23 protein-coding genes and 1 riboswitch are annotated in these 24,710 nt (G+C 61.2%); of the genes, 11 read left to right on the top strand and 12 right to left on the bottom strand.

What is annotated here, in order from left to right; genetic code table 11:
• Positions 1-33 precede the first annotated feature (33 nt).
• Both ligB and AB7M25_RS02510 read left to right on the top strand, forming a co-directional pair.
• The gene (ligB, locus tag AB7M25_RS02515; RefSeq protein ID WP_454236949.1) at positions 34-1,713 is read left to right on the top strand and encodes an NAD-dependent DNA ligase LigB; all 1,680 of its coding nucleotides are present in this window, start codon (positions 34-36) and stop codon (positions 1,711-1,713) included.
• 96 nt (positions 1,714-1,809) lie between these two features.
• Positions 1,810-2,205 (top strand): DUF1090 domain-containing protein, encoded by a 396-nt coding sequence (locus tag AB7M25_RS02510; protein ID WP_429388460.1) that lies wholly within the window; start codon positions 1,810-1,812, stop codon positions 2,203-2,205.
• 158 nt (positions 2,206-2,363) lie between these two features.
• On the opposite strand, the gene AB7M25_RS02505 is transcribed toward AB7M25_RS02510, so the two are convergent.
• Complete coding sequence (locus AB7M25_RS02505; RefSeq protein ID WP_429517799.1) at positions 2,364-2,813, bottom strand: c-type cytochrome; 450 nt, start codon at positions 2,811-2,813, stop codon at positions 2,364-2,366.
• 128 nt (positions 2,814-2,941) lie between these two features.
• On the opposite strand from AB7M25_RS02505, the gene mltA reads away from it, so the two are divergent.
• Positions 2,942-4,126 carry a murein transglycosylase A gene (gene mltA / locus AB7M25_RS02500; protein WP_429388456.1) on the top strand — a complete coding sequence of 395 codons (1,185 nt, stop codon included), beginning with the start codon at positions 2,942-2,944 and terminating at the stop codon, positions 4,124-4,126.
• A 127-nt stretch (positions 4,127-4,253) separates the two neighbouring features.
• Here the strand turns inward: mltA and AB7M25_RS02495 are convergent, their stop codons facing one another.
• Both AB7M25_RS02495 and AB7M25_RS02490 read right to left on the bottom strand, forming a co-directional pair.
• The gene (locus AB7M25_RS02495; protein WP_429388454.1) at positions 4,254-4,637 is read right to left on the bottom strand and encodes an MAPEG family protein; all 384 of its coding nucleotides are present in this window, start codon (positions 4,635-4,637) and stop codon (positions 4,254-4,256) included.
• 49 nt (positions 4,638-4,686) lie between these two features.
• Positions 4,687-5,520, bottom strand: coding sequence for an EamA family transporter (locus AB7M25_RS02490; RefSeq protein WP_429388453.1), 834 nt, complete (start codon positions 5,518-5,520; stop codon positions 4,687-4,689).
• Positions 5,521-5,837: 317 nt separating this feature from the next.
• On the opposite strand from AB7M25_RS02490, the gene AB7M25_RS02485 reads away from it, so the two are divergent.
• Positions 5,838-7,007, top strand: a complete 1,170-nt coding sequence (locus tag AB7M25_RS02485) for an MFS transporter (protein WP_429391508.1) — start codon at positions 5,838-5,840, stop codon at positions 7,005-7,007.
• Positions 7,008-7,010: 3 nt separating this feature from the next.
• On the opposite strand, the gene AB7M25_RS02480 is transcribed toward AB7M25_RS02485, so the two are convergent.
• Both AB7M25_RS02480 and AB7M25_RS02475 read right to left on the bottom strand, forming a co-directional pair.
• Positions 7,011-7,907, bottom strand: coding sequence for a formate/nitrite transporter family protein (locus tag AB7M25_RS02480; RefSeq protein WP_429560379.1), 897 nt, complete (start codon positions 7,905-7,907; stop codon positions 7,011-7,013).
• A gap of 179 nt (positions 7,908-8,086) precedes the next feature.
• Positions 8,087-8,491 carry an acyl-CoA thioesterase gene (locus tag AB7M25_RS02475; RefSeq protein WP_102699934.1) on the bottom strand — a complete coding sequence of 135 codons (405 nt, stop codon included), beginning with the start codon at positions 8,489-8,491 and terminating at the stop codon, positions 8,087-8,089.
• 198 nt (positions 8,492-8,689) lie between these two features.
• Positions 8,690-8,789: riboswitch (S-adenosyl-L-homocysteine riboswitch) on the top strand.
• Between the two features lie 23 nt (positions 8,790-8,812).
• Between AB7M25_RS02475 and ahcY the strand changes: the two genes are divergently transcribed.
• The 4 genes from ahcY (at position 8,813) to AB7M25_RS02455 (ending at position 14,292) form a co-directional block, all read left to right on the top strand.
• Entirely contained in the window at positions 8,813-10,222 is a 1,410-nt protein-coding gene (gene ahcY / locus AB7M25_RS02470) for an adenosylhomocysteinase (RefSeq protein WP_007975450.1), read from the top strand.
• A 158-nt stretch (positions 10,223-10,380) separates the two neighbouring features.
• The gene (gene metF / locus AB7M25_RS02465) at positions 10,381-11,226 is read left to right on the top strand and encodes a methylenetetrahydrofolate reductase [NAD(P)H] (protein WP_007975449.1); all 846 of its coding nucleotides are present in this window, start codon (positions 10,381-10,383) and stop codon (positions 11,224-11,226) included.
• Between the two features lie 165 nt (positions 11,227-11,391).
• Positions 11,392-12,207 (top strand): substrate-binding periplasmic protein, encoded by an 816-nt coding sequence (locus AB7M25_RS02460; RefSeq protein ID WP_429388444.1) that lies wholly within the window; start codon positions 11,392-11,394, stop codon positions 12,205-12,207.
• Positions 12,208-12,429: 222 nt separating this feature from the next.
• Entirely contained in the window at positions 12,430-14,292 is a 1,863-nt protein-coding gene (locus tag AB7M25_RS02455; RefSeq protein ID WP_429388441.1) for a DEAD/DEAH box helicase, read from the top strand.
• A 167-nt stretch (positions 14,293-14,459) separates the two neighbouring features.
• Here AB7M25_RS02455 and AB7M25_RS02450 read toward each other — a convergent pair whose 3' ends face one another.
• From AB7M25_RS02450 to AB7M25_RS02440, 3 genes are all read right to left on the bottom strand, one after another.
• Positions 14,460-15,053, bottom strand: coding sequence for a YceI family protein (locus AB7M25_RS02450; protein ID WP_104450113.1), 594 nt, complete (start codon positions 15,051-15,053; stop codon positions 14,460-14,462).
• A 32-nt stretch (positions 15,054-15,085) separates the two neighbouring features.
• Positions 15,086-15,637, bottom strand: a complete 552-nt coding sequence (locus AB7M25_RS02445) for a cytochrome b (RefSeq protein ID WP_104450114.1) — start codon at positions 15,635-15,637, stop codon at positions 15,086-15,088.
• Between the two features lie 262 nt (positions 15,638-15,899).
• Positions 15,900-17,654: a flavin monoamine oxidase family protein gene (locus AB7M25_RS02440; RefSeq protein WP_429388439.1), complete on the bottom strand. Its 1,755-nt coding sequence runs from the start codon at positions 17,652-17,654 to the stop codon at positions 15,900-15,902.
• Positions 17,655-17,878: 224 nt separating this feature from the next.
• On the opposite strand from AB7M25_RS02440, the gene AB7M25_RS02435 reads away from it, so the two are divergent.
• Both AB7M25_RS02435 and AB7M25_RS02430 read left to right on the top strand, forming a co-directional pair.
• Entirely contained in the window at positions 17,879-19,285 is a 1,407-nt protein-coding gene (locus AB7M25_RS02435) for an adenosylmethionine--8-amino-7-oxononanoate transaminase (RefSeq protein ID WP_454236948.1), read from the top strand.
• 175 nt (positions 19,286-19,460) lie between these two features.
• Entirely contained in the window at positions 19,461-20,180 is a 720-nt protein-coding gene (locus AB7M25_RS02430) for a 16S rRNA (uracil(1498)-N(3))-methyltransferase (RefSeq protein ID WP_454236947.1), read from the top strand.
• A gap of 116 nt (positions 20,181-20,296) precedes the next feature.
• On the opposite strand, the gene AB7M25_RS02425 is transcribed toward AB7M25_RS02430, so the two are convergent.
• From AB7M25_RS02425 to AB7M25_RS02415, 3 genes are read right to left on the bottom strand one after another with little or no spacing between them, the layout of a single operon-like run.
• The gene (locus tag AB7M25_RS02425) at positions 20,297-21,199 is read right to left on the bottom strand and encodes a transporter substrate-binding domain-containing protein (RefSeq protein WP_454236946.1); all 903 of its coding nucleotides are present in this window, start codon (positions 21,197-21,199) and stop codon (positions 20,297-20,299) included.
• A gap of 29 nt (positions 21,200-21,228) precedes the next feature.
• Positions 21,229-21,579, bottom strand: a complete 351-nt coding sequence (locus tag AB7M25_RS02420) for a RidA family protein (RefSeq protein ID WP_454236945.1) — start codon at positions 21,577-21,579, stop codon at positions 21,229-21,231.
• 27 nt (positions 21,580-21,606) lie between these two features.
• Positions 21,607-22,848, bottom strand: coding sequence for a D-amino acid dehydrogenase (locus tag AB7M25_RS02415; RefSeq protein ID WP_454236944.1), 1,242 nt, complete (start codon positions 22,846-22,848; stop codon positions 21,607-21,609).
• Positions 22,849-22,957: 109 nt separating this feature from the next.
• On the opposite strand from AB7M25_RS02415, the gene AB7M25_RS02410 reads away from it, so the two are divergent.
• Complete coding sequence (locus AB7M25_RS02410; protein WP_007975435.1) at positions 22,958-23,875, top strand: LysR family transcriptional regulator; 918 nt, start codon at positions 22,958-22,960, stop codon at positions 23,873-23,875.
• Here AB7M25_RS02410 and trhA read toward each other — a convergent pair.
• Entirely contained in the window at positions 23,872-24,489 is a 618-nt protein-coding gene (gene trhA / locus AB7M25_RS02405) for a PAQR family membrane homeostasis protein TrhA (RefSeq protein WP_429388428.1), read from the bottom strand. The genes AB7M25_RS02410 and trhA overlap by 4 nt on opposite strands.
• Between the last annotated feature and the right edge of the window lie 221 nt (positions 24,490-24,710).

The following is a 24,710-nucleotide window of genomic DNA, read 5'->3' as shown; positions in this document are numbered from 1 at the left end:
CTTCACGCACCTCACCGAGCAAGGACGCTCAAGATGCTTCCCGACCTGCGCCTGTTTTTCGCCGCCCTGCTGACCTTTGCCTGCCTGAGTGCCAGCGCCACCGAGTGCCCGGACTGGCCACCCGAACGCGCTCTGAACGAAGTCGGCACACTGCAACAGCAGATCGACTTATGGGACGACAGCTATCACCGTCAGGGACACTCACTGGTCGCCGATGAACTCTACGACCAGTCCCGCGCGCGACTCACCCAATGGCGCCACTGCTTCAACCTGAACCCGCCCGCAGACCCCTTGCGCACTGCGCGCGGCGCACTGCCCCACCCCATCGCCCACACCGGCCTTGGCAAACTGCATGATCGGCCGTCCGTCGAAAAATGGCTGCACGACCGGGTGGACGTCTGGGCCCAACCTAAAATCGACGGGGTGGCGGTGACCCTGGTTTACCGTAAGGGTCTGTTGGCCCAGGCCATCAGCCGCGGCGACGGCGAGAGCGGTCAGGACTGGACGGTTCCGGCACGACAGATTCCGGCCATCCCGCAACAGCTGTCCCAGCCTCGGGATGTGCTCGTGCAAGGCGAACTGTATTGGCGCCTGACCGATCATGTGCAGGCCCGGGCCGGCAGCCTCAACGCCCGCGCCACGGTGGCGGGCCTGATGGCGCGCAAGGTCTTGAGCGCCGAACAGGCCGCCGGCATCGACCTGTTTGTCTGGGACTGGCCCCGAGGGCCGACAGGCACACTCGCCCGGGCCGAAGCACTGACGGCGCTGGGCTTCCCGAGTACCACGGCATACAGCCAGCCAATCGCCTCAGTCATCGATGCCGAACGCTGGCGCGAACACTGGTATCGCGCTTCCCTGCCCTTTGCCAGCGACGGCATCGTCCTGCGCCAGAACCAGCGCCCGGCCGCCGAACGCTGGCAAGCCCGGCCACCCTACTGGGCCATCGCCTGGAAATATCCCTTCGCCCAGGCACTGGCCGAAGTCCGCCAGGTTCACTTCAAAATCGGCCGGACCGGACGGATCACTCCGGTACTTGAACTGACCCCGGTGACGCTCGATGACCGGCAGATCAAACGCGTCAGCGTCAGCTCGTTGCAACGCTGGCGGGCAATGGATATACGGCCGGGTGATCAGGTCGCCATCAGCCTGGCCGGGCTGACCATTCCCAGGCTCGATGACGTCGTGTTGCGCAGCAGCGAACGCGTCGAATTGACCGTGCCCAAGGCAGCGGACTTTCATTCATTGAGTTGCTGGCAACCGACTCCGGGTTGTGAGGGTCAATTTCTCGCACGCCTGACCTGGCTCAGCGGCAAACAGGGTCTGGCGCTGCCCAATGTCGGTCCGGGCACTTGGGAAAAACTTCTTGCAACAGGTCGCCTGAACGGTCTGCTGGATTGGTTGACCCTTGATGCCCAAGAGCTTGCTACCATTAACGGTCTCGGCGAGCGCAGCGCGACTCGCCTTGCAGACAGCTTCAACCAGGCCCGGCAACGCCCGTTCGCGCACTGGCTGAAAGCCCTGGGATTGCCACCTGCAGGTCCGGTGCCTCTTGGCGATTCATGGCAGACGCTGGCGCAGCGAGACATCGAACAATGGCGGGCCGAGGCCGGTATCGGGCCGGGACGCGCGGCGCAACTGAGCGCTTTTTTCCGAGATCCGCAGGTCCTGGCCTTGAGTGAAACGTTACGTGAAACGGGGATTGACGGCTTTTAGCTGCCAGCCCCGTGCCCACCGGGAACCCCTGGGGATCGCTGGGCTCCAACAAGCCATTGCCACACCGGCCCGCCGGCCTTCCTACATGGAGCTTTTATGAAATTTCTTTCACCGTTCGCCCTCCTGGCCCTGTGCAGCATGCTGGCCACCCCGTTGATGGCGGACGAGGAAGCGCCGGGGCTGTCCGGTTGCGCCGCCAAGAAGCAAGGTATCGTCAACCAGATCGAATTGGCCAAGGTCCACGGCAACGCCGACCAGCAGGCCGGCCTGGAAAAAGCCCTGAGCGAAGTCGAAGCCAACTGCACCGATGCCTCGCTGAAGAAGGAGCGGGAAAACAAGGTGCTCGACGCCAGGCACGAAGTCAGCAAGCGTCAGGCAGACCTCGACAAGGCCATGAGCAAAGGCGACCCCGAGAAGATCAACACGCGCAAAGACAAACTCGCCGATGCCCGCAAGGAATTGCAGGACGCCCTGGATGAGCTGGATAAATAAGCACTGGCAGCGAACATGGATCCTTGGTGCTAATAAAGCAGCCTTCGCGAGCAAGCCCGCTCCCACATTGGTTCTTCAGTGAACACAACATTTGTGCCAACCGAAATTCAATGTGGGAGCGGGCTTGCTCGCGAAGACTTCAGACCGAACAACGCCAATCAATGATCCCGAAACGCCTTATGACACGCACTGCAAGCATCTTCGACTTTCTGCACCGCCGGCCCCAGGTTGCTGGCCTTGTAGGGTTGGACCTGGCTGGCGATCACCAATTCACCGGTGGCGGATTCAAGATCACGGGCCATGCCCTGAAAGCGCGCCTGCTGCTCCCAGACATCACTCTTGGCGCTGGTGTGATCCTCCTCGCGCACCTGCGGAAAATGCTGCCACGGCTCACGGGACAACCCATCGAGCTTCACCGCGCCCTCGGCGAATTTCGGGCCATCGAACGGGATACGCCCGCGCAACATGCCACCCAGGTCTTCGCCGGTCTTGAGCATCTGCTTGAAAATGGCCTTGCGCTGACCGAGCGGCGAGTTGGGGTCAACGCCGCCACAAGCGGACAATGTCAGGCAGGCCAGCAATACAACATAAAATCTTTTAAGAGTCATGGTGGCTTCAGGTCACGGGAAACGGCGGCCAGTATCCTCGTGTCATCGGCAAAGACCAATAGCCCTATTATCAACAAGGGTTGCTTGAGCGCATGGAGCGATCAGGCAACCGGCAAAGGAATCACTCCATGAACAGCCGTTTCAAGGCATGGCGTCACAGCCTGGCCTGGACCCTGCCAATGATGGCCCTGCTCGCAGGCTGCACCGGTGGCGACAAGCAACAACCGAAAACCCATGCCCTGGCCACTTACTCCAGCGCTACATGGGAAGCGCTGCCGGCGGTGTCCGACGCCGACCTGGTCGCCGGTTTCGGCTCCTGGCGCAGCGCCTGCACCCGACTCAAGGCCGACCCGGTCTGGGGTGGCGCCTGCGCGGCGGCGGCCAACGTGCCGCAAACCGCCAGCGACATTCGCGGCTTTCTCAAACAGAACCTCGATGTGTATGGCCTGCGCGCCGCCAACGACAATCCCAACGGCTTGATCACCGGCTACTACGAGCCGGTCTATCCGGGCAGCCTGACCCAGACCGGCTTGGCCAATGTCCCCGTCTATGGCGTCCCCGAAGACATGATCATCGTCGCCCTCGACAGCATTTACCCGGAACTCAAGGGCAAACGCCTGCGCGGTCGACTTGAAGGTCGCGTACTCAAGCCGTACGACGATGCGGCCACCATCGAGAGCAAAGGGGTCAAGGCACCGGTCGTGGCCTGGCTGACCGATCCGATGAACCTGCAGTTCCTGCAAATCCAGGGTTCGGGTCGTATCCAGCTCGATAACGGCCGCCAGTTGCGCATCGCCTATGCCGACCAGAACGGCCATCCGTATCGACCGATCGGCCGCTGGCTGGTGGAACAGGGCGAGTTGAAAAAAGAAGACGTGACCATGGGCGCCATCAGCACCTGGGCCAAGGCCAATCCCTCGCGGATTCCCGAACTGCTCGGCAGCAACCCCAGCTATGTGTTCTTCACCCGCAACCCGGACAGCAACGAAGGGCCGCGCGGCTCGTTGAACGTACCGTTGACCGCCGGTTACAGCGCAGCGGTGGATCGCAAGGTGATTCCGCTTGGCAGCCTGCTATGGCTGTCCACCACCAGACCGGACGGAACCGCGCTGGTTCGACCCGTAGCAGCGCAGGACACAGGCGGCGCGATTGCCGGCGAAGTCAGGGCGGATCTGTTCTGGGGCACCGGCGATGCAGCCGGACAACTGGCCGGGGACATGAAACAGCAGGGACAGATCTGGATGCTCTGGCCCAAAGGTGCGGCGTTGCCGCAAGTACCGCAGGTGGCGGATGCGGTTAAAACCAACCCTTGAGCAACTGATTACTGTAGGAGCCGGCTTGCCGGCGAAGGCGGCGGATTGATCAACGATGATGTCGCCTGACACTCCGCTTTCGCCGGCAAGCCGGCTCCTACAGGTCAATGGTGTCGGCGAAGTTCTTTCAGACTGACACCACAAAGAAACTCACGATCAACGCCATCCCCACGAACCACACCAGCGACCGCAATATCGCCCAGTCCGCCAGGTAGCAAATGATGTAGAGCAGGCGGCTGGTAATGAACAGCACGGCCAGCACATTGATCGTCACCAGTTCGGCATTGCCGGCCAGATGCGCCACGATCACCGCAGCGGCGAACGCCGGGGTCACCTCAAAACTGTTCAGTTGCGCGGCATTCGCCCGCTTGCCAACGCCTTCCAGACTGTCGAGAAAGCCCCGAGGGTCATGATTGTTTTTCAGCCTGTACCCACCACCGGCCTTGGCGACACCCGTACACACATACGGCAGGAAAATCGCGATCAATATGCACCATAGAGCCACCGTCATAACGCCGTCCTTTCTTCCAGTTGTAGAGAGTTGAATTCCATCCGGGCTATCAAAACTTCATCACCAGTATGCCGATCAGCACCAGCCCACAAGCTAGGAGGCGTGGCCCGCCAAAAGGTTCTTTGAGGTAACGCATGCCAAACAGCACCACCAGAATGACGCTGATCTCGCGCAACGCTGCCGCCTCTGCAATCGAGCCCAATTGCATCGCCCACAGCACCAGAGCGTAGCTGAACAACACGCAAAACCCGACCGCCAGGCCCAGGCGCCACTGCTCGCGCCAGAACAGCATGAACGCGGGTCGTTTGCGCACCCATGCCAACAACGGAAACGGCCAGGCACTGAGCAAGGTGACCCAGACCAGGTAATCCAGAGGATGAGACCAGCGCCGCAAGGCCTGACCGTCGATGTAGGTGTAACAACCGATGCACAGGCCGATCAACGCCACCACCGGCAGCATCGACCACGGCAAACGCGCACCGCCACCGCCCTGCCAGAGCAGGCACAGCATGCCGAACGGGATCAGCAGGATCCCGAAAATCTGCTGATGGGTCAGCACCTCCCCGGCAAAGATCAGCGTCAGCGCCAGCACCACCAACGGTGACAGGCCGCGCATCAGCGGATAAACCAGCCCGAGATCGCCGACCCGATAGGCCTGGATCAGCAAGTAGCGATAGAGCAACTCGAACGCCGCCGAGGCCAGGATCCACGGCCAGATCTCCAGCGGCGGCATGCTCAGGAACGGCACCATCAGCGCGACAAAGAGCAGCGCCACGCTGTCCATGCAGGCCACCACCAGCAGCCGCTCCGCACTGAACTTGATCAGGGTATTCCACGCCGCGTGCAACAGCGCCGCCACCAACACCAACACCGTCGCAAGCACGGCCCACTCCTTTTGTTGTCTACACGATCCCTGTAGGAGCGAGCTTGCTCGCGATGGACGCTAACGATAACGCGTGCTGTCTGGATAAACGCGGCGCCTTGACGTCCATCGCGAGCAAGCTCGCTCCTACAGTATTCGGGTAGAGAATTGATTCGCCATATGTCAGCAGCTGTTTATACTGCAAACGACCACGCCGCACTCAGTTGCGCACAGACCAATTCCAATAAAAATCCTGCCCCGCCCGCTCTCGTCGAGAACGGTCGTCGGCCTGCGTATGCCTGATCACAGCGTCAAGACTACCGACAGAGACCTTGCGCATGCCACTCGCTTTGCTTGCCCTCGCTGTTGCCGCCTTCGGCATCGGCACCACCGAATTCGTCATCATGGGCCTGTTGCCCGACGTCGCCCGCGATCTCGGCGTCAGCATTCCCGACGCCGGATTGCTGATCACCGGTTACGCCCTTGGCGTGGTGTTCGGTGCACCGATCCTCGCCGTCGGCACCGCCAACATGCCGCGCAAAGCCACCCTGCTGGGCATGACGCTGATGTTCATCCTCGGCAACATGCTCTGCGCACTGGCACCGAACTACGCCACGCTGATGGCCGCGCGGGTGATCACGGCACTCTGCCACGGCGCATTTTTCGGCATCGGTTCGGTGGTGGCTGCAGGACTCGTTGCCCCCAATAAACGGGCCCAGGCGATTGCCATGATGTTCACCGGCCTGACCCTGGCCAACGTGCTCGGCGTGCCATTGGGTACCGCGCTCGGGCAATACGCGGGTTGGCGCTCGACGTTCTGGGCGGTGTCGGTGATCGGTGTGCTCGCCGCGATTGCGCAATGGATCTGGCTGCCGAAAAACATCGCGATGGATAAAGCCAACCTGGCCAGCGAGTTCAAGGTGCTGGGCAAGGCCAACGTGCTGCTGGCCCTGGGCATGAGCGTGCTGGCCTCCACCAGCCTGTTCAGTGTGTTTACCTACATCGCGCCGATCCTGCAGGACATCACTGGCGTCAGCCCCCACGGCGTCACCATCATGTTGCTGTTGTTCGGCGTTGGCTTGACCGCCGGCAGCATGCTCGGCGGTCGTCTGGCGGACAGCCGTTTGTTGCCATCGCTGGTGGGCATGGCATTGGCAGTGCTGGTGGTGCTGGCGGCATTCACACAAACCAGCCAATCGGTGATCCCGGCGGCAATCACACTGGTGCTGTGGGGGACGTTCGCCTTCGCGCTATGCCCGATCCTGCAACTGCTGATCATCGATCAGGCCCATGAAGCACCGAACCTCGGCTCAACGTTGAACCAGAGTGCCTTCAACCTCGGCAACGCCGCCGGCGCATGGATTGGCGGCCTGGTAGTGGCCAGCGGCGCGGACCTGGCGGATTTGCCGTGGACCGGCGCACTGGTCAGCGGCTTGACCGTACTGACCGCGCTGTTCTTCATCTATCGCCAGCGTCGCGGTGCGGCTGCGCTGAATGTAGCGGGCTGAGCATCACCTTGATGGTTTTTTGATCTTCTGCGGATCAGGTGCTTCGCTCTGATCCGCTGATGCTTTCGGCGGCCCGCTTTCACTGCGAATCTGCGCATGACTGATCAGCGCGAAAATAAAGCTGCCACCCATGATGTTCCCCGCCAGCGTCGGCCCGGCGAACACCAGCCAGAAGTCCTTCCACGGCAACTCGCCGGCAAACACCAGATACGAAACCTCCAGCGAGCCGACGACGATGTGGGTGAAGTCCCCCAGCGCCATGAGGTAGGTGATGAGGATGATGATCCACATCTTGGCGCTCTCCATCGACGGAATCATCCAGACCATGGTCGCGATCATCCAGCCGGAAACGATGCCCTTGGCGAACATCTGGCTGGCGTGGTTTTCCATGACCTTGCGGCCGATATCGAGGAAGGCGACGTCGGTCTTGCTGTCGAAAATCGGCAGTTCCAGCATCACGTACGCCACCAGCAAGGTACCGCAGAGGTTACCGATCAGCACCACCGTCCACAGCCGCAGCAGACGGCCGAAGTTGGCCAGGGTCGGTTTGGTCATCACCGGCAGCACGGCGGTCAGGGTGTTTTCGGTGAACAGTTGCTGACGCGCGAGGATTACCGCGAGGAAACCGGCGCAATAACCGAAACTGGCGATCACCTTGAATCCCTCGCCGTCCGGCAGGCGCGAATTGAGCAGGCCCATGCCCATCAGCGACAGGCCCATGGTCAACCCCGCCGCCAGCGCCGACCACCACAAAGCGGCAATGCTGCGCTCCAGCTCCTGGTCGCCCTGGGTGCGGATGATCTCGTGCAACACCGCGGCACGGGGCGGCTGGCTCTTTTCGACATCGTGCTCTTCTTGCGCCGACAGGTTCGGGGTCTTGCCGTCTTGTGCCGAGTTCATGATGTGCGCAACCAGTGGCGGACTATTTAGCTACGACACGCGCTATCCGGAGCTGTTCAGTCGTTGCGGCGATGACACCGCTTCCGTAGGAGCTGGCTTGCCAGCGATGGCGATATTGGCACCACCACGGAAATCGCGGCGATGCTATCGCTGGCAAGCCAGCTCCTACAGGGCTCGCATTACGAGCCGGCATCATCGTCCTGGAACTGGTCTTTGACGTACTTGATCTCGGTCCGGCCGTGGGGCGCCGGCAAGCCGTCTTCACCGAGATTCACGAAGACCATTTTCTCGACCGTGAGGATGCTCTTGCGGGTGATCTTGTTGCGCACTTCGCAGGTCAGGGTGATCGAGGTACGGCCGAATTCGGTGGCGGTGATGCCCAGTTCGATGATGTCGCCCTGGCGCGAGGCGCTGACGAAGTTGATTTCGGAAATGTACTTGGTCACCACACGCTGGTTGCCCAACTGGACGATGGCGTAGATCGCCGCCTCTTCGTCGATCCAGCGCAACAGGCTACCGCCGAACAAAGTGCCGTTAGGGTTGAGGTCTTCGGGTTTTACCCATTTGCGGGTGTGGAAATTCATGTTCACTCCTGAGCGTCTTGCCGAATGATGCTGACCATCATGGCAGAGCCCGACCCAGAGCTCTATTGAGCATCGACTATGGTCTCGATTACCGTTCGGACATTGACCGACAGAAACGCTTTGGAAGATCAGCATAGCCCGCTATAATCGCCACCGTTTCAAAACGGCCATCATCACTTGATACCGTTTTCCCGCCACCTGTCCGAGGGGCGCTGCAGCAGGTTCGACCTGTCAGGCTCGGATGGGGCGTTGCCTGGCCTTAAGCCAGACACTAAACGCACAACGGCGCCCATTCGCATACATTACGAATGGAGGCTCTTCATGAGCGCTGTTATCACGCCTGCAGATTTTACCGATTACAAAGTCGCCGACATGTCCCTGGCTGCCTGGGGCCGTCGCGAAACCATCATCGCCGAATCCGAAATGCCAGCCCTGATGGGTCTGCGCCGCAAGTACTCCGAAGAACAACCGCTCAAGGGCGCGAAGATCCTCGGCTGCATCCACATGACCATTCAGACTGCCGTGCTGATCGAAACCCTGGTTGCCCTGGGTGCCGAAGTGCGCTGGTCGTCCTGCAACATTTTCTCGACTCAGGATCAGGCCGCCGCTTCCATCGCCGCTGCCGGCATCCCGGTTTTCGCCTGGAAAGGTGAAACCGAACAAGAGTACGAGTGGTGCCTGGAGCAGACCATCCTCAAGGATGGCCAGCCATGGGACGCCAACATGATCCTCGACGACGGCGGCGACCTGACCGAACTGCTGCACAAGAAGTACCCACAGGTTCTGGATCGCGTCCACGGCGTGACCGAAGAGACCACCACCGGCGTTCACCGCCTGCTGGACATGCTGGCCAAGGGCGAGCTGAAAATCCCGGCCATCAACGTCAACGACTCGGTGACCAAGAGCAAGAACGATAACAAGTACGGCTGCCGTCACAGCCTGAACGATGCCATCAAGCGCGGCACCGACCACCTGCTGTCCGGCAAGCAAGCGCTGGTCATCGGCTACGGTGACGTGGGCAAGGGTTCCGCTCAGTCCCTGCGTCAGGAAGGCATGATCGTCAAGGTTTCCGAAGTCGACCCGATCTGCGCCATGCAAGCCTGCATGGACGGATTCGAAGTGGTTTCGCCGTTCATCGACGGTATCAACAACGGTACCGAAGCCAGCATCGACAAGGCACTGCTGGGCAAGATCGACCTGATCGTGACCACCACCGGCAACGTCAATGTTTGCGACTCGAACATGCTCAAGGCCCTGAAGAAGCGCGCTGTTGTCTGCAACATCGGCCACTTCGACAACGAAATCGACACCGCTTTCATGCGCAAGAACTGGGCATGGGAAGAAGTGAAGCCACAGGTTCACAAGATCCACCGCACCGGCGCTGGCGATTTCGACCCACAGAACGACGACTACCTGATCCTGCTGGCCGAAGGCCGCCTGGTTAACCTGGGCAACGCCACCGGCCACCCGAGCCGCATCATGGACGGTTCATTCGCCAACCAGGTTCTGGCGCAGATCTTCCTGTTCGGCCAGAAGTACGCCGACCTGTCGCCAGCCCAGAAAGCCGAGCGCCTGACCGTTGAAGTACTGCCGAAGAAACTCGACGAAGAAGTGGCCCTGGAAATGGTCCGTGGCTTCGGCGGCGTAGTGACTCAACTGACCAAGACCCAGGCCGACTACATCGGCGTGACCGTCGAAGGTCCGTTCAAGCCGCACGCTTACCGCTACTGATACACCCTGCCGCTCCCTTGTAGGAGCGAGCTTGCTCGCGATGGACGTCAACGATAACGCGTGCTGTCTGGATAAACGCGTTGCCTTTACGTTTTTCGCGAGCAAGCTCGCTCCTACAGGAGCCTGCGTCCGGCTTACGTGTTTCCAAGGATATGACCATGTCCCAAGATCGTCGCTACAGCTTCGAGTTCTTCCCTACGAAGACCGATGCTGGGCATGAAAAGCTGCTCGCCACTGCTCGTCAGCTGGCCCTCTACAACCCCGATTTCTTCTCCTGCACCTATGGCGCCGGCGGTTCGACCCGTGATCGCACGCTGAACACCGTGTTGCAGCTGGAAAGCGAAGTCAAAATCCCTGCCGCTCCGCATCTGTCCTGCGTGGGTGACAGCAAAGACGACCTGCGCGGTCTGCTGGCCCAGTACAAGGCCGCCGGCATCAAGCGCATCGTTGCCCTGCGCGGTGACCTGCCTTCGGGCATGGGCATGGCCAGTGGCGAAATGCGCCACGCCAATGACCTGGTTGAATTCATTCGTGAAGAAACCGGCGACCATTTTCACATCGAAGTCGCCGCCTACCCGGAAATGCATCCGCAAGCGCGCAACTTCGAAGACGATGTCGCCAACTTCGTGCGCAAGGCAAACGCCGGCGCCGACAGCGCGATCACCCAGTACTTCTTCAACGCCGACTGCTACTTCTACTTCGTGGAACGTGTGCGGGCGTTGGGCGTGGACATCCCGATCGTGCCAGGCATCATGCCGATCACCAACTACAGCAAGCTGGCGCGCTTCTCCGATGCCTGCGGTGCGGAAATCCCGCGCTGGATCCGCAAGCAACTGGAAGCTTACGGCGACGACACCCAGAGCATTCAGCGCTTTGGCGAACAGGTCATCACCGAGATGTGCGAACAACTGCTGCAAGGTGGCGCTCCAGGGCTGCACTTCTACACACTGAACCAGGCTGAAGCGAGCCTGGCGGTGTGGAACAATCTGAAGTTGCCGCGTTAAGCAAAGCAAGATCAAAAGATCGCAGCCTACGACAGCTCCTACAGGAGCTGCCGTAGGCTGCGATCTTTTGCTTCAACGCACTATAAATGTGCAGCAATCCACGGAGTTAGAGCATCTGCGGTGAGTTTCTGGCTCTTTCCGGTTTCTCGTCGTAATCTCAAGCCCATGCCTTTGATCACGCAGTTAATCGCCGTACTTGCCTTCACTTGCCTTAGCTTCGCCGCCCGGGGCGAGAAGTTGCGCATTGTCACGGAGCCGTGGGCGCCTTATGTGTACGATGACAACGGCAAATCACTGGGCCTGGACTACGAAACCACCGCCATTGTCTTCAATCGCCTGGGCATCGAAGTGGAGTGGCAGTTCCTGCCATGGAAACGCTGCCTGTCGATGCTTGAATCAGGCCAGGCCGACGGCGCGCTGGACATCTTTCACAGCGATGAGCGTGATGCGACCCTTCTCTACCCCAGCGAACCACTGTCTGAAGTGCAGTTCGTGTTGTTCTACGCCAATGACCGGCCCCATCCGTTTCGCACCCTTGATGACTTGCGCGGCCTGACCATCGGCACCTCGCCGGGTTACCTGTACAGCAAGGACTTCAGCGACTCCACGCTGTTCACTCGCGAGCCGGCGCCCACCCACGAAGCCAACTTCGGCAAACTGCTGCGCGGGCGGATTGACCTGTTGATTACCGACCGCCGGGTCGGCCAGCATTTGCTCGATGAACTGGGCATCCGCGACAAGATCACCGAAAACCCGACGATCATCAGCCAGCAAAGCCAGTTTCTCGCGGTGCGGCGCAATGCGGGCATGGATCTGCTGGTGCAACGTTTCGGTGCCGAACTCAAGCGCTTCAAGCGCGAGCCCGCCTACGCCGAACTGAGTGCCCGCTATGGCGCGGAACCGGCCGTCAACATGAAGACTGAAAAGGCCACGGCTGCCACGGAAAAAACCGTTGAGCAGCAGGAAAGCGGCGCGCAGTGATTGCTCTGTTATACTCCCGCCTTCCCGCCAGGCTCACGCCCGGACGCCCGGAATCGTTAAAGGCATCTCAACCCCGCTACTGCGCAGCTTTCAGCCCGCGCGAGCGCTTGCAGACGAGCCTTCGAGACCCAGCAGGACCGGACGGGATTGCGTCCTCTTAAACGCCATTCGCGCCAGGCAAGACTCCCATTGGGCCAAGCCCTAACTAAAACAGGATTACTCATGTCCTTTGCTTCCCTCGGTCTCTCCGAGGCTTTAGTCCGCGCCATCGAGGCAGCGGGCTATACCGAGCCTACTCCGGTGCAACAGCGGGCCATTCCCGCCGTGTTGCAAGGTCGCGACCTGATGGTCGCGGCACAGACAGGTACTGGTAAAACCGGCGGTTTCGCCCTTCCGATCCTGGAGCGGTTGTTCCCCAACGGTCACCCGGACAAATCCCAGCGTCACGGCCCGCGCCAGCCGCGCGTGCTGGTCCTGACCCCGACTCGCGAGCTCGCCGCGCAAGTGCATGAAAGCTTCAAGGTCTATGCCCGTGACCTGAAGTTCGTCAGCGCCTGCATCTTCGGTGGTGTCGGCATGAACCCGCAGGTTCAGGCCATGTCCCGTGGCGTAGACGTGCTGGTGGCCTGCCCTGGCCGCCTGCTCGACCTGGCCGGCCAAGGCAGCGTCGATCTGTCCCACGTGGAAATCCTCGTGCTGGACGAGGCCGACCGCATGCTCGACATGGGCTTCGTCCATGACGTGAAAAAGGTCCTGGCCCGCCTGCCGGCCAAACGCCAGAACCTGCTGTTCTCGGCGACCTTCTCCAAGGACATCACCGACCTCGCCGGCAAGCTGCTGCACAACCCGGAACGCATCGAAGTCACGCCGCCGAACACCACGGTCGAGCGTATCGAACAACGCGTATTCCGTCTGCCGGCCAGCCACAAGCGTGCCTTGCTGGCGCACCTGATCACCGCTGGCGCCTGGGAACAGGTGCTGGTGTTCACCCGCACCAAGCACGGCGCCAACCGCCTGGCCGAGTACCTGGACAAACACGGCCTGAGCGCCGTCGCGATCCACGGCAACAAGAGCCAGAACGCCCGCACCAAAGCCCTGGCCGACTTCAAGGCCGGCACCGTGCGCATCCTGGTGGCCACCGACATCGCCGCCCGCGGCCTGGACATCGACCAGTTGCCACACGTGGTCAACTTCGAACTGCCGAATGTCGATGAAGACTATGTGCACCGTATCGGCCGTACCGGTCGTGCCGGTCGTTCGGGCGAGGCGATTTCGCTGGTCGCCCCGGACGAAGAAAAACTGCTGAAAAGCATCGAACGCATGACCAAGCAGAAAATCGCCGACGGCGACCTGATGGGCTTCGATGCAAGCACCATCGAGGCGGAAAAGCCTGAAGTGCGCGAGCGTCCGGACATGCGTAACCCGCGCAATCCGCGTGGCCCGCGCGGCGACGGCCCGAACGGCAGCGGTGGCGGCGGCGGTCGCAAGGACAAAGGCAAGGACAAGGGCAAGGAAAAACCGGCCGGCGAACGCGGCGAGCGCCCTGCCCGCCAGCAAAAGCCACGTGAAGGCACTCCGGCTCGCGAACAGCGTCCGTCGCAGCCTCCTCGTGCCGCCGCTGACCGTGCCCCGGACGAGTTCCTGGACGACGATATCGATAACTTCGGTAACCGCGTCGACTACGTACCGCAGCAGAAACCCGCGCAAGGCCGTGGTCGCCGTCCGGGTGCTCCGGCACAGGGCACCGCAGCAGGTACTCCACGTCCCGGCAAGCCACAAGGTCGCCAGAACGGTCCGCGCAACAGCGATGGCGCCAGCACCGGCACCCCACCGGCCAAGCGTAGCGGTCCTCGCAGTGGCGCACCGCGCGATGGCCAGGCCCGCCGCGAAGACTCACGCAATCGCCGCCCGGCCCGTGACGACCAGCCTCGTTCGGAACCGGCTGTGCAGAACCCGCGTGGCCCGGCACCGAAGATCATGCACAAGGAATCGAAAGCCGACCGCTTCCCGACACCTGAGCAGCTGGATCAACTGCCAAGCCGTCCTCGTGGCGAAAAACCGGCATTGCTGACCCGCAATCGCTGAGTTTCGGTAAACAATAAAAAACGCCCCTGATCGCGAGATCAGGGGCGTTTTTTTATGCCTCAACACAAAACCTGTAGGAGCCGGCTTGCCGGCGATGGGATCACCCTGATTTCTGCGGGGTCGCCAATTGCGCCTTCGCTGGCAAGCCAGCTCCTACAGACTCAGCATTACTTCGCTTTGACACCTTCAAACGTAACGTACAGATCCACGGCGTCGGACTGTGGACCCAGGTCCATCATCTTGCCGAAATCGGAACGCTTGATGCTGGTAGTGCCCTCGAAGCCAGCACGGTAGCCGCCCCATGGATCCTTGCCTTCGCCCAGGAAAGTGGCCTTGACCACGACTGGCTTGGTTACGCCCGCAATGGTCAGGTCGCCAGTCACGTCGGCAGTGTCTTTGCCGGCGGCATTTTTACCAGTGGACTTAACGCTGGTGGACTTGAAAGTAGCCTTGGGGAAATCAGCCACTTTCAGGAAGTCTTTGCTGGAGATGTGCTTGTCACGTTCGGCGTTGTTGGTGAAAACGCTGGCGGTGTTCACGTTGAACTCGATCTTGCTGTCTTCAGGCTTGGCAGCGTCGAAGCTGAACGTGCCGTCGATGTCCTTGAAGGTACCGGTGATGTAGCTGTAGCCCAGGTGGCTGATCTTGAAGTTGACGAAGGCGTGCTGGCCTTGCTTGTCGACGGTGTAGTCAGCCGCCATCACGTTGGCGGACAGCAGGGCGGAACCGATTGCCAGAGCGGCGAGAGTCTTTTTCAACATGCTTTGTTTTCCTTGGGAGTCGAGGTTGAACTTCAGGCTTTGCGACCCAGCATGCGCTTGAGGGTCACATCACGATCGATAAAGTGATGCTTCAATGCTGCCAACGCATGGAGGCCGGAAAAAATTACCAGCACCCACGCCAGGTAGAGGTGAATGGCACCGGCGTTATCTGCCTGGTCCGGTAGTCCGGAGATCAGGGCAGGCACTTCAAACCAGTCAAACACCGGAATCCCGACACCTTCTGCGGTGGAAATCAGGTAACCGGCAATCATCACAGCGAACAGGCAGAGATACAGAAAGCCATGGCCGAATTTCGCGCCCAGACGCGTCATGCGGCTGTAGCTGCTCAAGGTCGGTGGCGGTGGGCTGACGAATCGCCACAGCACCCGCAACACCATGACGCCCAGCAGGATCAATCCAATGCTCTTGTGCAGATCCGGCCCTGCCTTGCGCCATGGGTCGTAATAGCCGAGGCCAACCATCCACAGGCCAAGGGCGAACAAACCGAACACGGCCAGCGCCACGCCCCAGTGCATGAAGATGCTGACCCAGCCGTAGCGGGAGGTAGAGTTACGTAGCTGCATTGCCTGGATCCTTGTAATTGCTGGCCCAAGAGTATCGAGTTATCTATCGAATTAAAGCGGAAAAATTTGCTTTGAAATATCGAAAAATACGATCAACAGTCTGAAGCCTGCGAGTTAAGGAAAGATTAAAGTCGAAATTGTGAGAAAAAATGAATACAAACCAGAGAACACCTGTATCAAAAAATTTATTCGATTCTGGTCCCGGCTTTTTCCAGGCAAAAAAAAGCGCGGCCCTTGAGCCGCGCTTTTTTTTGCCTGAACGTTACTGCGCCTTGGCATCCGTTGCCGGAGTCGCAGCCGGTTTGGCCGCAGGCTTCTTGGCCGGCTCGACTTTCTTGGCGGGTGCCTTGGCCGGGGCTTTTTTCGCCTCGGTCTTGGCGGCTGGTTTCGCCGGAGCCTTCTTGGCTGGCTCGGTTTTTACCGGTGCCGCAGGCTTCGGTGCTTCCACCGGTGCCGGCGCGGCGGCCGGGGCTGGCGCCGGAGCAGGTGCTGGCGGTGCAACAGGCTCAGGCGCCTTGACCGGTTCCGGCTTCTTCTCGTCATCCGAGCCGCCGAACAGGTTGCTGAAGAAGTTGCCCTTCTTCGCCGCCACCGCACCAGCGCCCGCCGCAGCGGCGGCCGGAACCACTTTCGCCGGTTCGAACGACTTGCCCGCCGCCAGGTCTTCAACCTGGCTGGCCGCACGCTGACCGGTGCGCAGCGCACCTTCCAGGGTGCCCGGGTACAGGGTGTCGGTGTGTTCGCCAGCAAAGGTTACGCGCTGAATCGGGCGTTCCCACAGGCGCCAGAACTTGCTGATCTGGCCCGGGCCGAAGGCCAGGTAGGCACCGCCAGTCGACGGGTCAGTGCTGTAGCGACGGATTTCATAACCGGTGAACGAACCGCGGGCCTGTGGATAAAACGCGTGCAGGCGGATCAACACCTGATCGACCATCTGCTTGTCACCGAATGCCTGCATCACCCGCGCGTTGTCGCCGGACAGGTTGATCACCACGTTGGCGCCGCCCTTCAGGGCAGGCTCGATCCACAACATGCCCAGGCCGGTGTTGCTGTAGATCTCGCCGGACATGCGCGCCTTGCTTTCCCACACCGGCGTCTTGAACTTCAGCATGATCTGGTCGCGCCAGCCGTAGTTGGTGCCCTTGATCGCTGCCAGGTGCTGGGCGTCCAGCGCCGGGGTCATCTGGATCTTGTTCAGGGCGCGCAATGGCACGGCCAACACCACGTAGTCAGCCTGGTAGCCGACGTTGTCGACTTTGACGGTCACGCCGTCCTTGTCCTGGATGATCGCCGAGACCGGGGAGTTGGTCTTGATGGTTTTCAGCTGCTTGACCAGGGCCTGGGCCAGCACCGGGCTGCCACCGACCAGGCGCGAAGCACGCAGGTCACGATCGGAGACGCCACGGTAGACGCGGCTCTGCTGCGCGAAGTACAGCAGCGACAAGCGCGAAGGTTCGTCATAGCGGGTACGGATCTGCTGGTTGATCAACTGGCGGGCGGTGGCCGGCAGGTTCTGCTTGTCGAGCCAGCTCGACACGTTGATCTGATCCAGCGCGTGCAACGTGTTGTTGGCGGCCGGGTTCAGCGGGTCGTCGATCGAGCGCGCCAGATCGTCCACGGTCTTGTCGAAGCGCTTGAGCGCCTCGGCGGTGGCCGGTTGTTTGGTCGCCAGATCGGCGGCAGAGAAGTACTCGCCATCGATCAGGTAGCCTGGGGTCCGCACGAATTCAGGGGCCGGCGTGGTGCTCAGCTTGAAGTTCGATACGTACTTGTTCAGCACCGGCTGGGTCTTGTCGTTGCCGATCCACTCGCTGGTGGCCATGCCGGAACGGCCGCCCAGGCTCGACTTGGCTTCCAGCAGGGTGACCTGCCAGCCCTTGTTCTGCAGCTCGTACGCGGCAGTCAGGCCCGACAGGCCGCCGCCGATCACGATCGCGGTTTTATCCTTGGCCAGCGCAGACACGCTGAACAGCCCCAACATCACCAGCGCACAGGCGCGCAGCCAACCGACAGACATTCAGCGAACTCCGGAATTACACGAGGAAAACAGCAGTTTTTTGCGAGCCAGACGGCTCAAGAAGCGCGAAGGATACGTCAGCTATCAGGCACCTGCCAGCAACGTCTATCGGCCTGGGCAAAGTAGCTCTTTCGACACAATGGGTTGTCCCCGTGGCACGCATTGCATAGGCTTGCCCGAATGTTTGTCCGCGCAGGTAACGGACCGCCTCCAGGAGAGTGAAAATGGGCCTGAATAATCAGTGGATGCAACGCGATCTCGCCGTGTTATGGCATCCCTGCACCCAGATGAAAGATCACGAACAACTGCCGCTGATCCCGATCAAACGCGGGGAAGGCGTGTGGCTGGAAGACTTCGAAGGCAAACGCTACCTCGATGCGGTCAGCTCCTGGTGGGTCAATGTGTTCGGGCACGCCAACCCGCGGATCAATCAGCGCATCAAGGATCAGGTCGATCAGCTCGAACATGTGATCCTTGCCGGCTTCAGTCATCAACCGGTGATCGAGTTGTCCGAGCGCCTGGTGAAGATGACGCCGGAAGGCCTGACCCGGTGCTTCTACGCCGATAACGGCTCGTCCTGCATCGAAGTCGCGCTGAAAATGAGCTTTCACTACTGGCTCAATTGCGGTCAGCCGAACAAGAAGCGCTTCGTCACCCTGACCAACAGCTACCACGGCGAAACCATGGCGGCGATGTCGGTGGGCGACGTGCCGCTGTTCACCGAGACCTACAAGGCGCTGTTGATGGACACCATCAAAGTGCCGAGCCCGGACTGCTACCAGCGTCCCGAGGGCATGAGTTGGGAAGAACACTCGCGCAACATGTTCGCCGCGATGGAGCAGACCCTGGCCGAGAACCATGACAGCGTCGCAGCCGTGATTGTCGAGCCGTTGATCCAGGGTGCCGGTGGCATGCGCATGTACCACCCGGTATACCTCAAGCTGCTGCGCGAAGCCTGCGACCGCTACGGCGTGCACCTGATCCACGACGAAATCGCCGTCGGCTTCGGCCGCACCGGGACGATGTTCGCCTGTGAACAGGCCGGCATCCGCCCCGATTTCCTGTGCCTGTCCAAGGCCCTGACCGGCGGCTATCTGCCGCTGGCGGCGTGCATGACCACAGACGAAGTCTATAGCGCCTTCTACGACGACTACCCGACCCTGCGCGCCTTCCTGCACTCCCACAGCTACACCGGCAACCCGCTGGCGTGCGCGGCGGCCCTGGCGACGCTGGACATCTTCGAAGAAGACAACGTCATCGAGAACAACAAGGCCCTGGCGCAGCGCATGGCTTCGTCGACGGCGCATCTGGTGGATCACCCGAACGTGTCCGAAGTGCGCCAGACCGGCATGGTGCTGGCCATCGAGATGGTCAAGGACAAGGCCAGCAAAGAGGCTTACCCGTGGCAGGAGCGCCGAGGCCTGAAGGTGTTCCAGCACGCCCTGGAGCGCGGTGCTTTACTGCGTCCATTGGGCAGCGTGGTGTATTTCCTGCCACCGTACGTGATCACCCCGGAGCAGATCGACTTCCTGGCCGAAGTGGCCAGTGAAGGGATCGACATCGCCACCCGTGACAGCGTCAGCGTGGCGGTGCCGAAGGACTTCCATCCGGGGTTCCGTGATCCCGGTTGATTGTTTTCACCCGATCTTCTGTGGTGCCTGGTCTGCCGCTATCGCTGGCAAGCCAGCTCCTACAGGTCAGGGTTGTATAAAAGATTTGCGGCGGCCCGTTCCTTGTAGGAGCTGGCTTGCCGGCGATAAGGTCGGCACGACCTTCTGATGATTTGCACCTTTCCAGAGACCCCGAATGAGACTGTCCCGCTTCTTCATCGACGCCCCCCTGAGCACCGGCGAGCACGAGTTGCCCGAAGCCCAGGCCCATTACATCAGCCGCGTGCTGCGCATGGCCGAGGGCGATGCGTTGCAATTGTTCGACGGCTCGGGCCACGAGTTTCGCGCCAGGCTGGTCGACGTCGGCAAAAAACGCGTCGTGGTGCAGATCGATGAAAGCTTCGCCGGGCAGATCGAATCGCCGTTGCAAATCCATCTCGGCCAGGGCCTGTCCCGAGGTGAGCGCATGGACTGGGCGATTCAGAAAGCCACGGAACTGGGCGTCAGCGAAATCACCCCGATCTTCACCGAACGCTGCGAAGTCCGCCTCAAGGACGAGCGCGCCGACAAACGCCTGCTGCACTGGCGTCAGGTGGCGATCAGCGCTTGCGAGCAATGCGGGCGTTCACGGGTACCGGTGATTCATCCGCCACTGTTGCTGACTGACTGGTTGAAGCAGACGCAAGCCGAGTTGAAGCTGGTGCTGCATCCGGTGGCCGAGCCGCTGGTGAGCCATGCCAAACCTTCAAGTCTGGCATTCCTGATCGGTCCGGAGGGCGGTTTGTCCGATGCCGAAGTCGATCAGGCCAAGGCCGGCGGCTTCCACGCCGCCCGCCTCGGTCCACGGGTACTGCGCACCGAAACCGCGCCGGTGGTGGCGTTGGCGGTGGCCCAGCAACTCTGGGGTGACTTCTAGTGCCTCTTCGCGAGCAAGTCGGATCGCCGCACCGCCGCTCCCACATTGGAACGCGTTCTGTGGGAGCGGGCTTGCTCGCGAATGGCCGCGACACGGTCTAGAGGCCGATCTGGCTGCTACTGCACCGGATCACTCACCGGTTTGGCAATGATCGCCTTGAGTTCGCTGGTCATCGGGAACTCAAGGTTCAAACCCTTCGGCGGGATCGGCTGCTCGAACCAGCGTTTGTAGATGCCATTGATCTGGCCCGAGCTGTACAGATCCGCCAACGCACCGTTGACCAGCGCCAGGAACTGCGGATCGTCCTTGCGCACCATGCAGCTGTAGATCTCCCGCGATTGCTCCTCCCCGACCACCACCCATTTGTGCGGGTCGTTGGCCTTTGCGCGCTCGCCATAGAGCAGCGCGTCGTCCATGTAGAACGCCACCGCCCGGCCCGACTGCAGCATCTGGAAGGCTTCGCCGTGGTCCTTGGCGCTGATCACGAACATGTCGATCTTGTGATCGACGTTGTAGCTTTTCAGGAAGCGCTCGTTGGTGGTGCCGGCGGTGGTCACCACGTTCTTGCCGCGCAGGTCAGCGAAGCTCTTGATCCCGCTGTCCTTCGCGGTCAGCAACTGGCCTTTGACGTAGATGAAACCATAAGAGAACGCCACCTGCTTCTGTCGTTCGGCGGTCACGCCGGTGGAGCCGCACTCCAGGTCCACGGTGCCGTTTTGCACCAGTGGAATACGGGTCTGCGAGGTCACCAGGTTGTACTTCACCTTCAAGTCCGGCAGCGCCAGTTGCTGCTGGATGCGCTCGACGATCTTGCCCGCCAGATCCACCGAGTAACCCATCGGCTTGCCGCTGTGATCACCCACGTACGAGAACGGCACCGAAGCATCGCGATAGCCCAGGGTGATGCTGTTGGCGCTGGCGATTTTGCTCAGGGTGCCGGTCAAGGGCGCGTCATTGGCCTGAACCTGACTGCCGAGCAACAGGCCAAGCGTACAAGCGAGCAACGTGATTTTTTGCATTGTTATTCTCCGTTGTGGGTGTGGGTTTATCAGACGCGTGCAGCAATGACGGTGATTTCCACCAGCACCTGCGGACGTGCCAGTTCGGCCTGCACGGTGGTGCGGCTCGGTGCCTGCCCCGGCGATAGCCAGGCCGACCAGGCCTCGTTCATCGCGGCGAAATCCTCGGTGATGTTCTTCAGGTAAATGGTCGCACTGAGCAGATGATCCTTGTCGCTGCCCGCCTCGGCCAGCAAGGTATCGATTTTCGCCAGCACTTCGTGGGTCTGGCCGCTGGCATCCCGGGCATCGCCCGGCACCTGCCCGGAGAGAAACACCAGGTCGCCAAAGGTCACGGCGCCAGACAGGCGCGGGTTGCTGTGCAGTCGGGTAATGGTCATTGCAGTGTCCTCCTTAGAAATCAGTATTCAGGCGGCCCGGTGGTTGAAACCCTGCAGGTCGATGGAAGGCCGGCGCTCGCCGATCAGTTCACTGAGCAAGCGCCCGCTGCCGCATGCCAGGGTAAAACCCAGTGCGCCGTGGCCGAGGTTGAGCCACAGGTTGCGGTACGCCGTCGCGCCCAGCAACGGCACACCGCTAGGGGTGGCCGGGCGCATGCCAGCCCACTCGACGGCTTCGTCATAGGCGCCGGCATCTGGAAAGGTGTCATGGGCCTGACGCTTGATCAGCGCCAGACGCTTGGGGTCCAAAGCAGGGTCGAAGCCGACAATGTCGACCATTGCCGCCACTCGTAATTGTTTGCCGATGCGGGCGTAGACGATCTTACGGTCGTAGTCGGTGATGCTCACGTCCGGCGCCCGGTGACCGGCGCCGATCGGCACGGTCAGGCTGTAGCCCTTGAGCGGATAAAGCGGCAGTTGCAGTCCGGGCAGCGCCAACAGCGGGCTGCGGTGACCGGCGGCGATCACCAGTTGATCGACCGGCAGCACTTGCTCACCCAGTTCGATGGCGTTGACGCTGCCGTTGCTGTGGCGGATGCCGGTTACCGCTTGCCCGAGACGAAACTCGCAACGGCCGGACGCTTGCAGCCGGGCGGACAATTGCTGGCAGAAACCGTGGCAATCGCCGACCTCTTCGTCCGGGGTGTAGATCGCCCCGACAAAGGGCGCATTGATCAGCGCCGGTTCCAGTTGTGCGCATTCGGCCGGCGACAACACCTGCTGTTGCTGCGGGTCGGCCAGGCTCTGGCGCGCACGCTCGAAGCTGCTGTTCTGGCGGAAAGTCACCAGTTTGCCATTGCGCCGCCACTGGAATCCCGTCAGCCCATCGCCCTCGCGCCAGGACTTCAATGTGTCCTGGCTGAACAGCGCCAGACGCAGCAGGTGCGCGGCGTTCTCGCGGTTGACCGAGCGGCGGCAGGCGCCGAGGAACGATGCCATCCAGCGCCACTGGGCCGGATCAAAGCGCGGGCGCAGCTTCAACGGTGAATCACCGCGCAGCATCCAGCCTATGGCTTGCAAAGGCACACCGGCGTCGGCCAGGGGCGCGACATAGCGATAGGACAACTGGCCGCCGTTGGCGAAGCTGGTTTCGCTGCCCAGCGAGTCCCGTGCCTCGACCACCGTCACCTCAAAGCCGTCGCGCACCAGCGCATAGGCCGTTGCCAGGCCAATCACACCGCCACCGATGATGCACACACGCTTAGCCATGTCCGTCCTTAAAACCGTTGTGAAGACGAGGCCAAGGTTAGTGCCAGGTGACAGACGTTGAACAATGCATAAAGATGGCAAACCCATAAACAAAGGTTATGGACTTGCCATGCGCCTTCGCCATATCGAGATTTTCCAGGCCATCCGCCAGACCGGTTCGATCAGCGCTGCCGCGCAATTGCTGCACGTCTCGCAGCCGGCGGTGAGCAAGGTGTTGCAGCACGCCGAGCAACAATTGGGTTTCCCGCTGTTCCTGCGGGTACGCGGCAAGTTGCAGGCGACACCGGAAGCGCTGGAACTGGAGCGTGAAGTGGACAAGGTCAGCGAAAGCCTGCAAGGCGTGCGACGCCTGGCGCAGAGCCTGCGCCGCGAACCGGGCCACAGCCTGCGCATCGGTGCCACCCCGGCGCTGGCCCTGTCATTGCTGCCGCCGGCCATTCACGAATGGACCGGGCGTTACCCGGACATCGCTTGCGAACTCTCCAGCGCCCACAGTCGCGAACTGGTACAGAACCTGTTGATGCGCGAAGTGGATGTCGCCCTGACCCTGCAACGTCCGGATCACCCGGGGCTCAAGGCCCAGGCGCTGGCGTCCGGCGTGCTGGTGGCGCTGGCGCCGAGTGGTTACTGGCCTCAGGAAGAAGTGGGTAAACCGTTGCCGCTGATGGCACTGGCGGATGCGCCGCTGATCGGCTTATCCAGCGCCGATCCATTGGCCGCGCGGCTCGACAGTTACCTGGAAGCGGTCGAACCGCCGCCCCGGGTACGCATCGCCGTGCAAACCTACTCACTGGCACGGGCGATGGTGGAATCCGGCGCGGGCCTGGCGGTGATCGATCCGTTCACCGCCCTTGGCGCCTCTCCCGCCAACACAATGATCCGCCCTCTGGCACCGCCGTTACCCATCACCCTGTACGCAGTGACCCGTGCCGCCGAACCGCCGCCCCACACCTTGAACGACCTGTTGCAGGTATTCAGCCGCCGAGCCCGGGAGCAACTGGATCGGCTGGCCCCGGTACAGCCTTAAAGGACATAAAAGAAAATCGCCACAAAGTGCAGCAAGCTCCCGGCGATCACGAACAGATGCCAGATCCCGTGGGCATGGCGCAGGCGATGATCAAGGGCAAAAAAGATAATCCCCACCGTGTACAACACCCCGCCCGAGGCCAACCACGCAAATCCGGCGCCGCCGAGCGCCGCGAGCAGCGGCTTGACCGCCACCAGCACAATCCAGCCCATCACCGCATAAATCACGATCGACAGAATCCGCGCCTCCGAACGCGGCTTGATCTCTTGCAGGATGCCGATCAGCGCCAGCCCCCAGACAATCCCGAACAAGGTCCAGCCCCACGGCCCGCGCAGGGTCACCAGGCAGAACGGCGTGTAACTGCCGGCGATCAACAGGTAGATCGAGAAGTGATCGACCTTCTGCATGATCGCTTTCTTGCGCCCGCGCACGCTGTGGTACACGGTCGATGCGCTGTAAAGCACCAGCAAGGTAAAGGCGTAGATCGCCATGCTGACAATCTTCCACGGACTGCCGTCGAGACTGGCCAGCACAATCAGCCACACCCCTCCGACAAACGCCGCCACTGCCCCGGCCAGATGCGTCCAGGCATTCAATCGTTCCCCGTGATACATGTGGTGCTCACCTCGAATTTCATCACCGCAACGCGCAAGGCTCAGGCTTCAAGCGTAAAAGCGCAATGTTTCAGAACACAATCACCCTGTAGGAGCCGGCTTGCCGGCGATGGGTCCCTGGAATTTTGCGCTGTACTCAAGATTGCTATCGCTGGCAAGCCAGCTCCTACAAAGGTCGGCGTGGGCTTGTTGAATTAGGCACAATCGAGGCATTCGAATAA

This window comes from Pseudomonas sp. AP3_22 TE3818 (genome assembly GCF_053628995.1).
The sequence above is the reverse complement of the archived record's forward strand: the minus strand, read 5'-3'. Positions and strand labels throughout refer to the sequence as shown.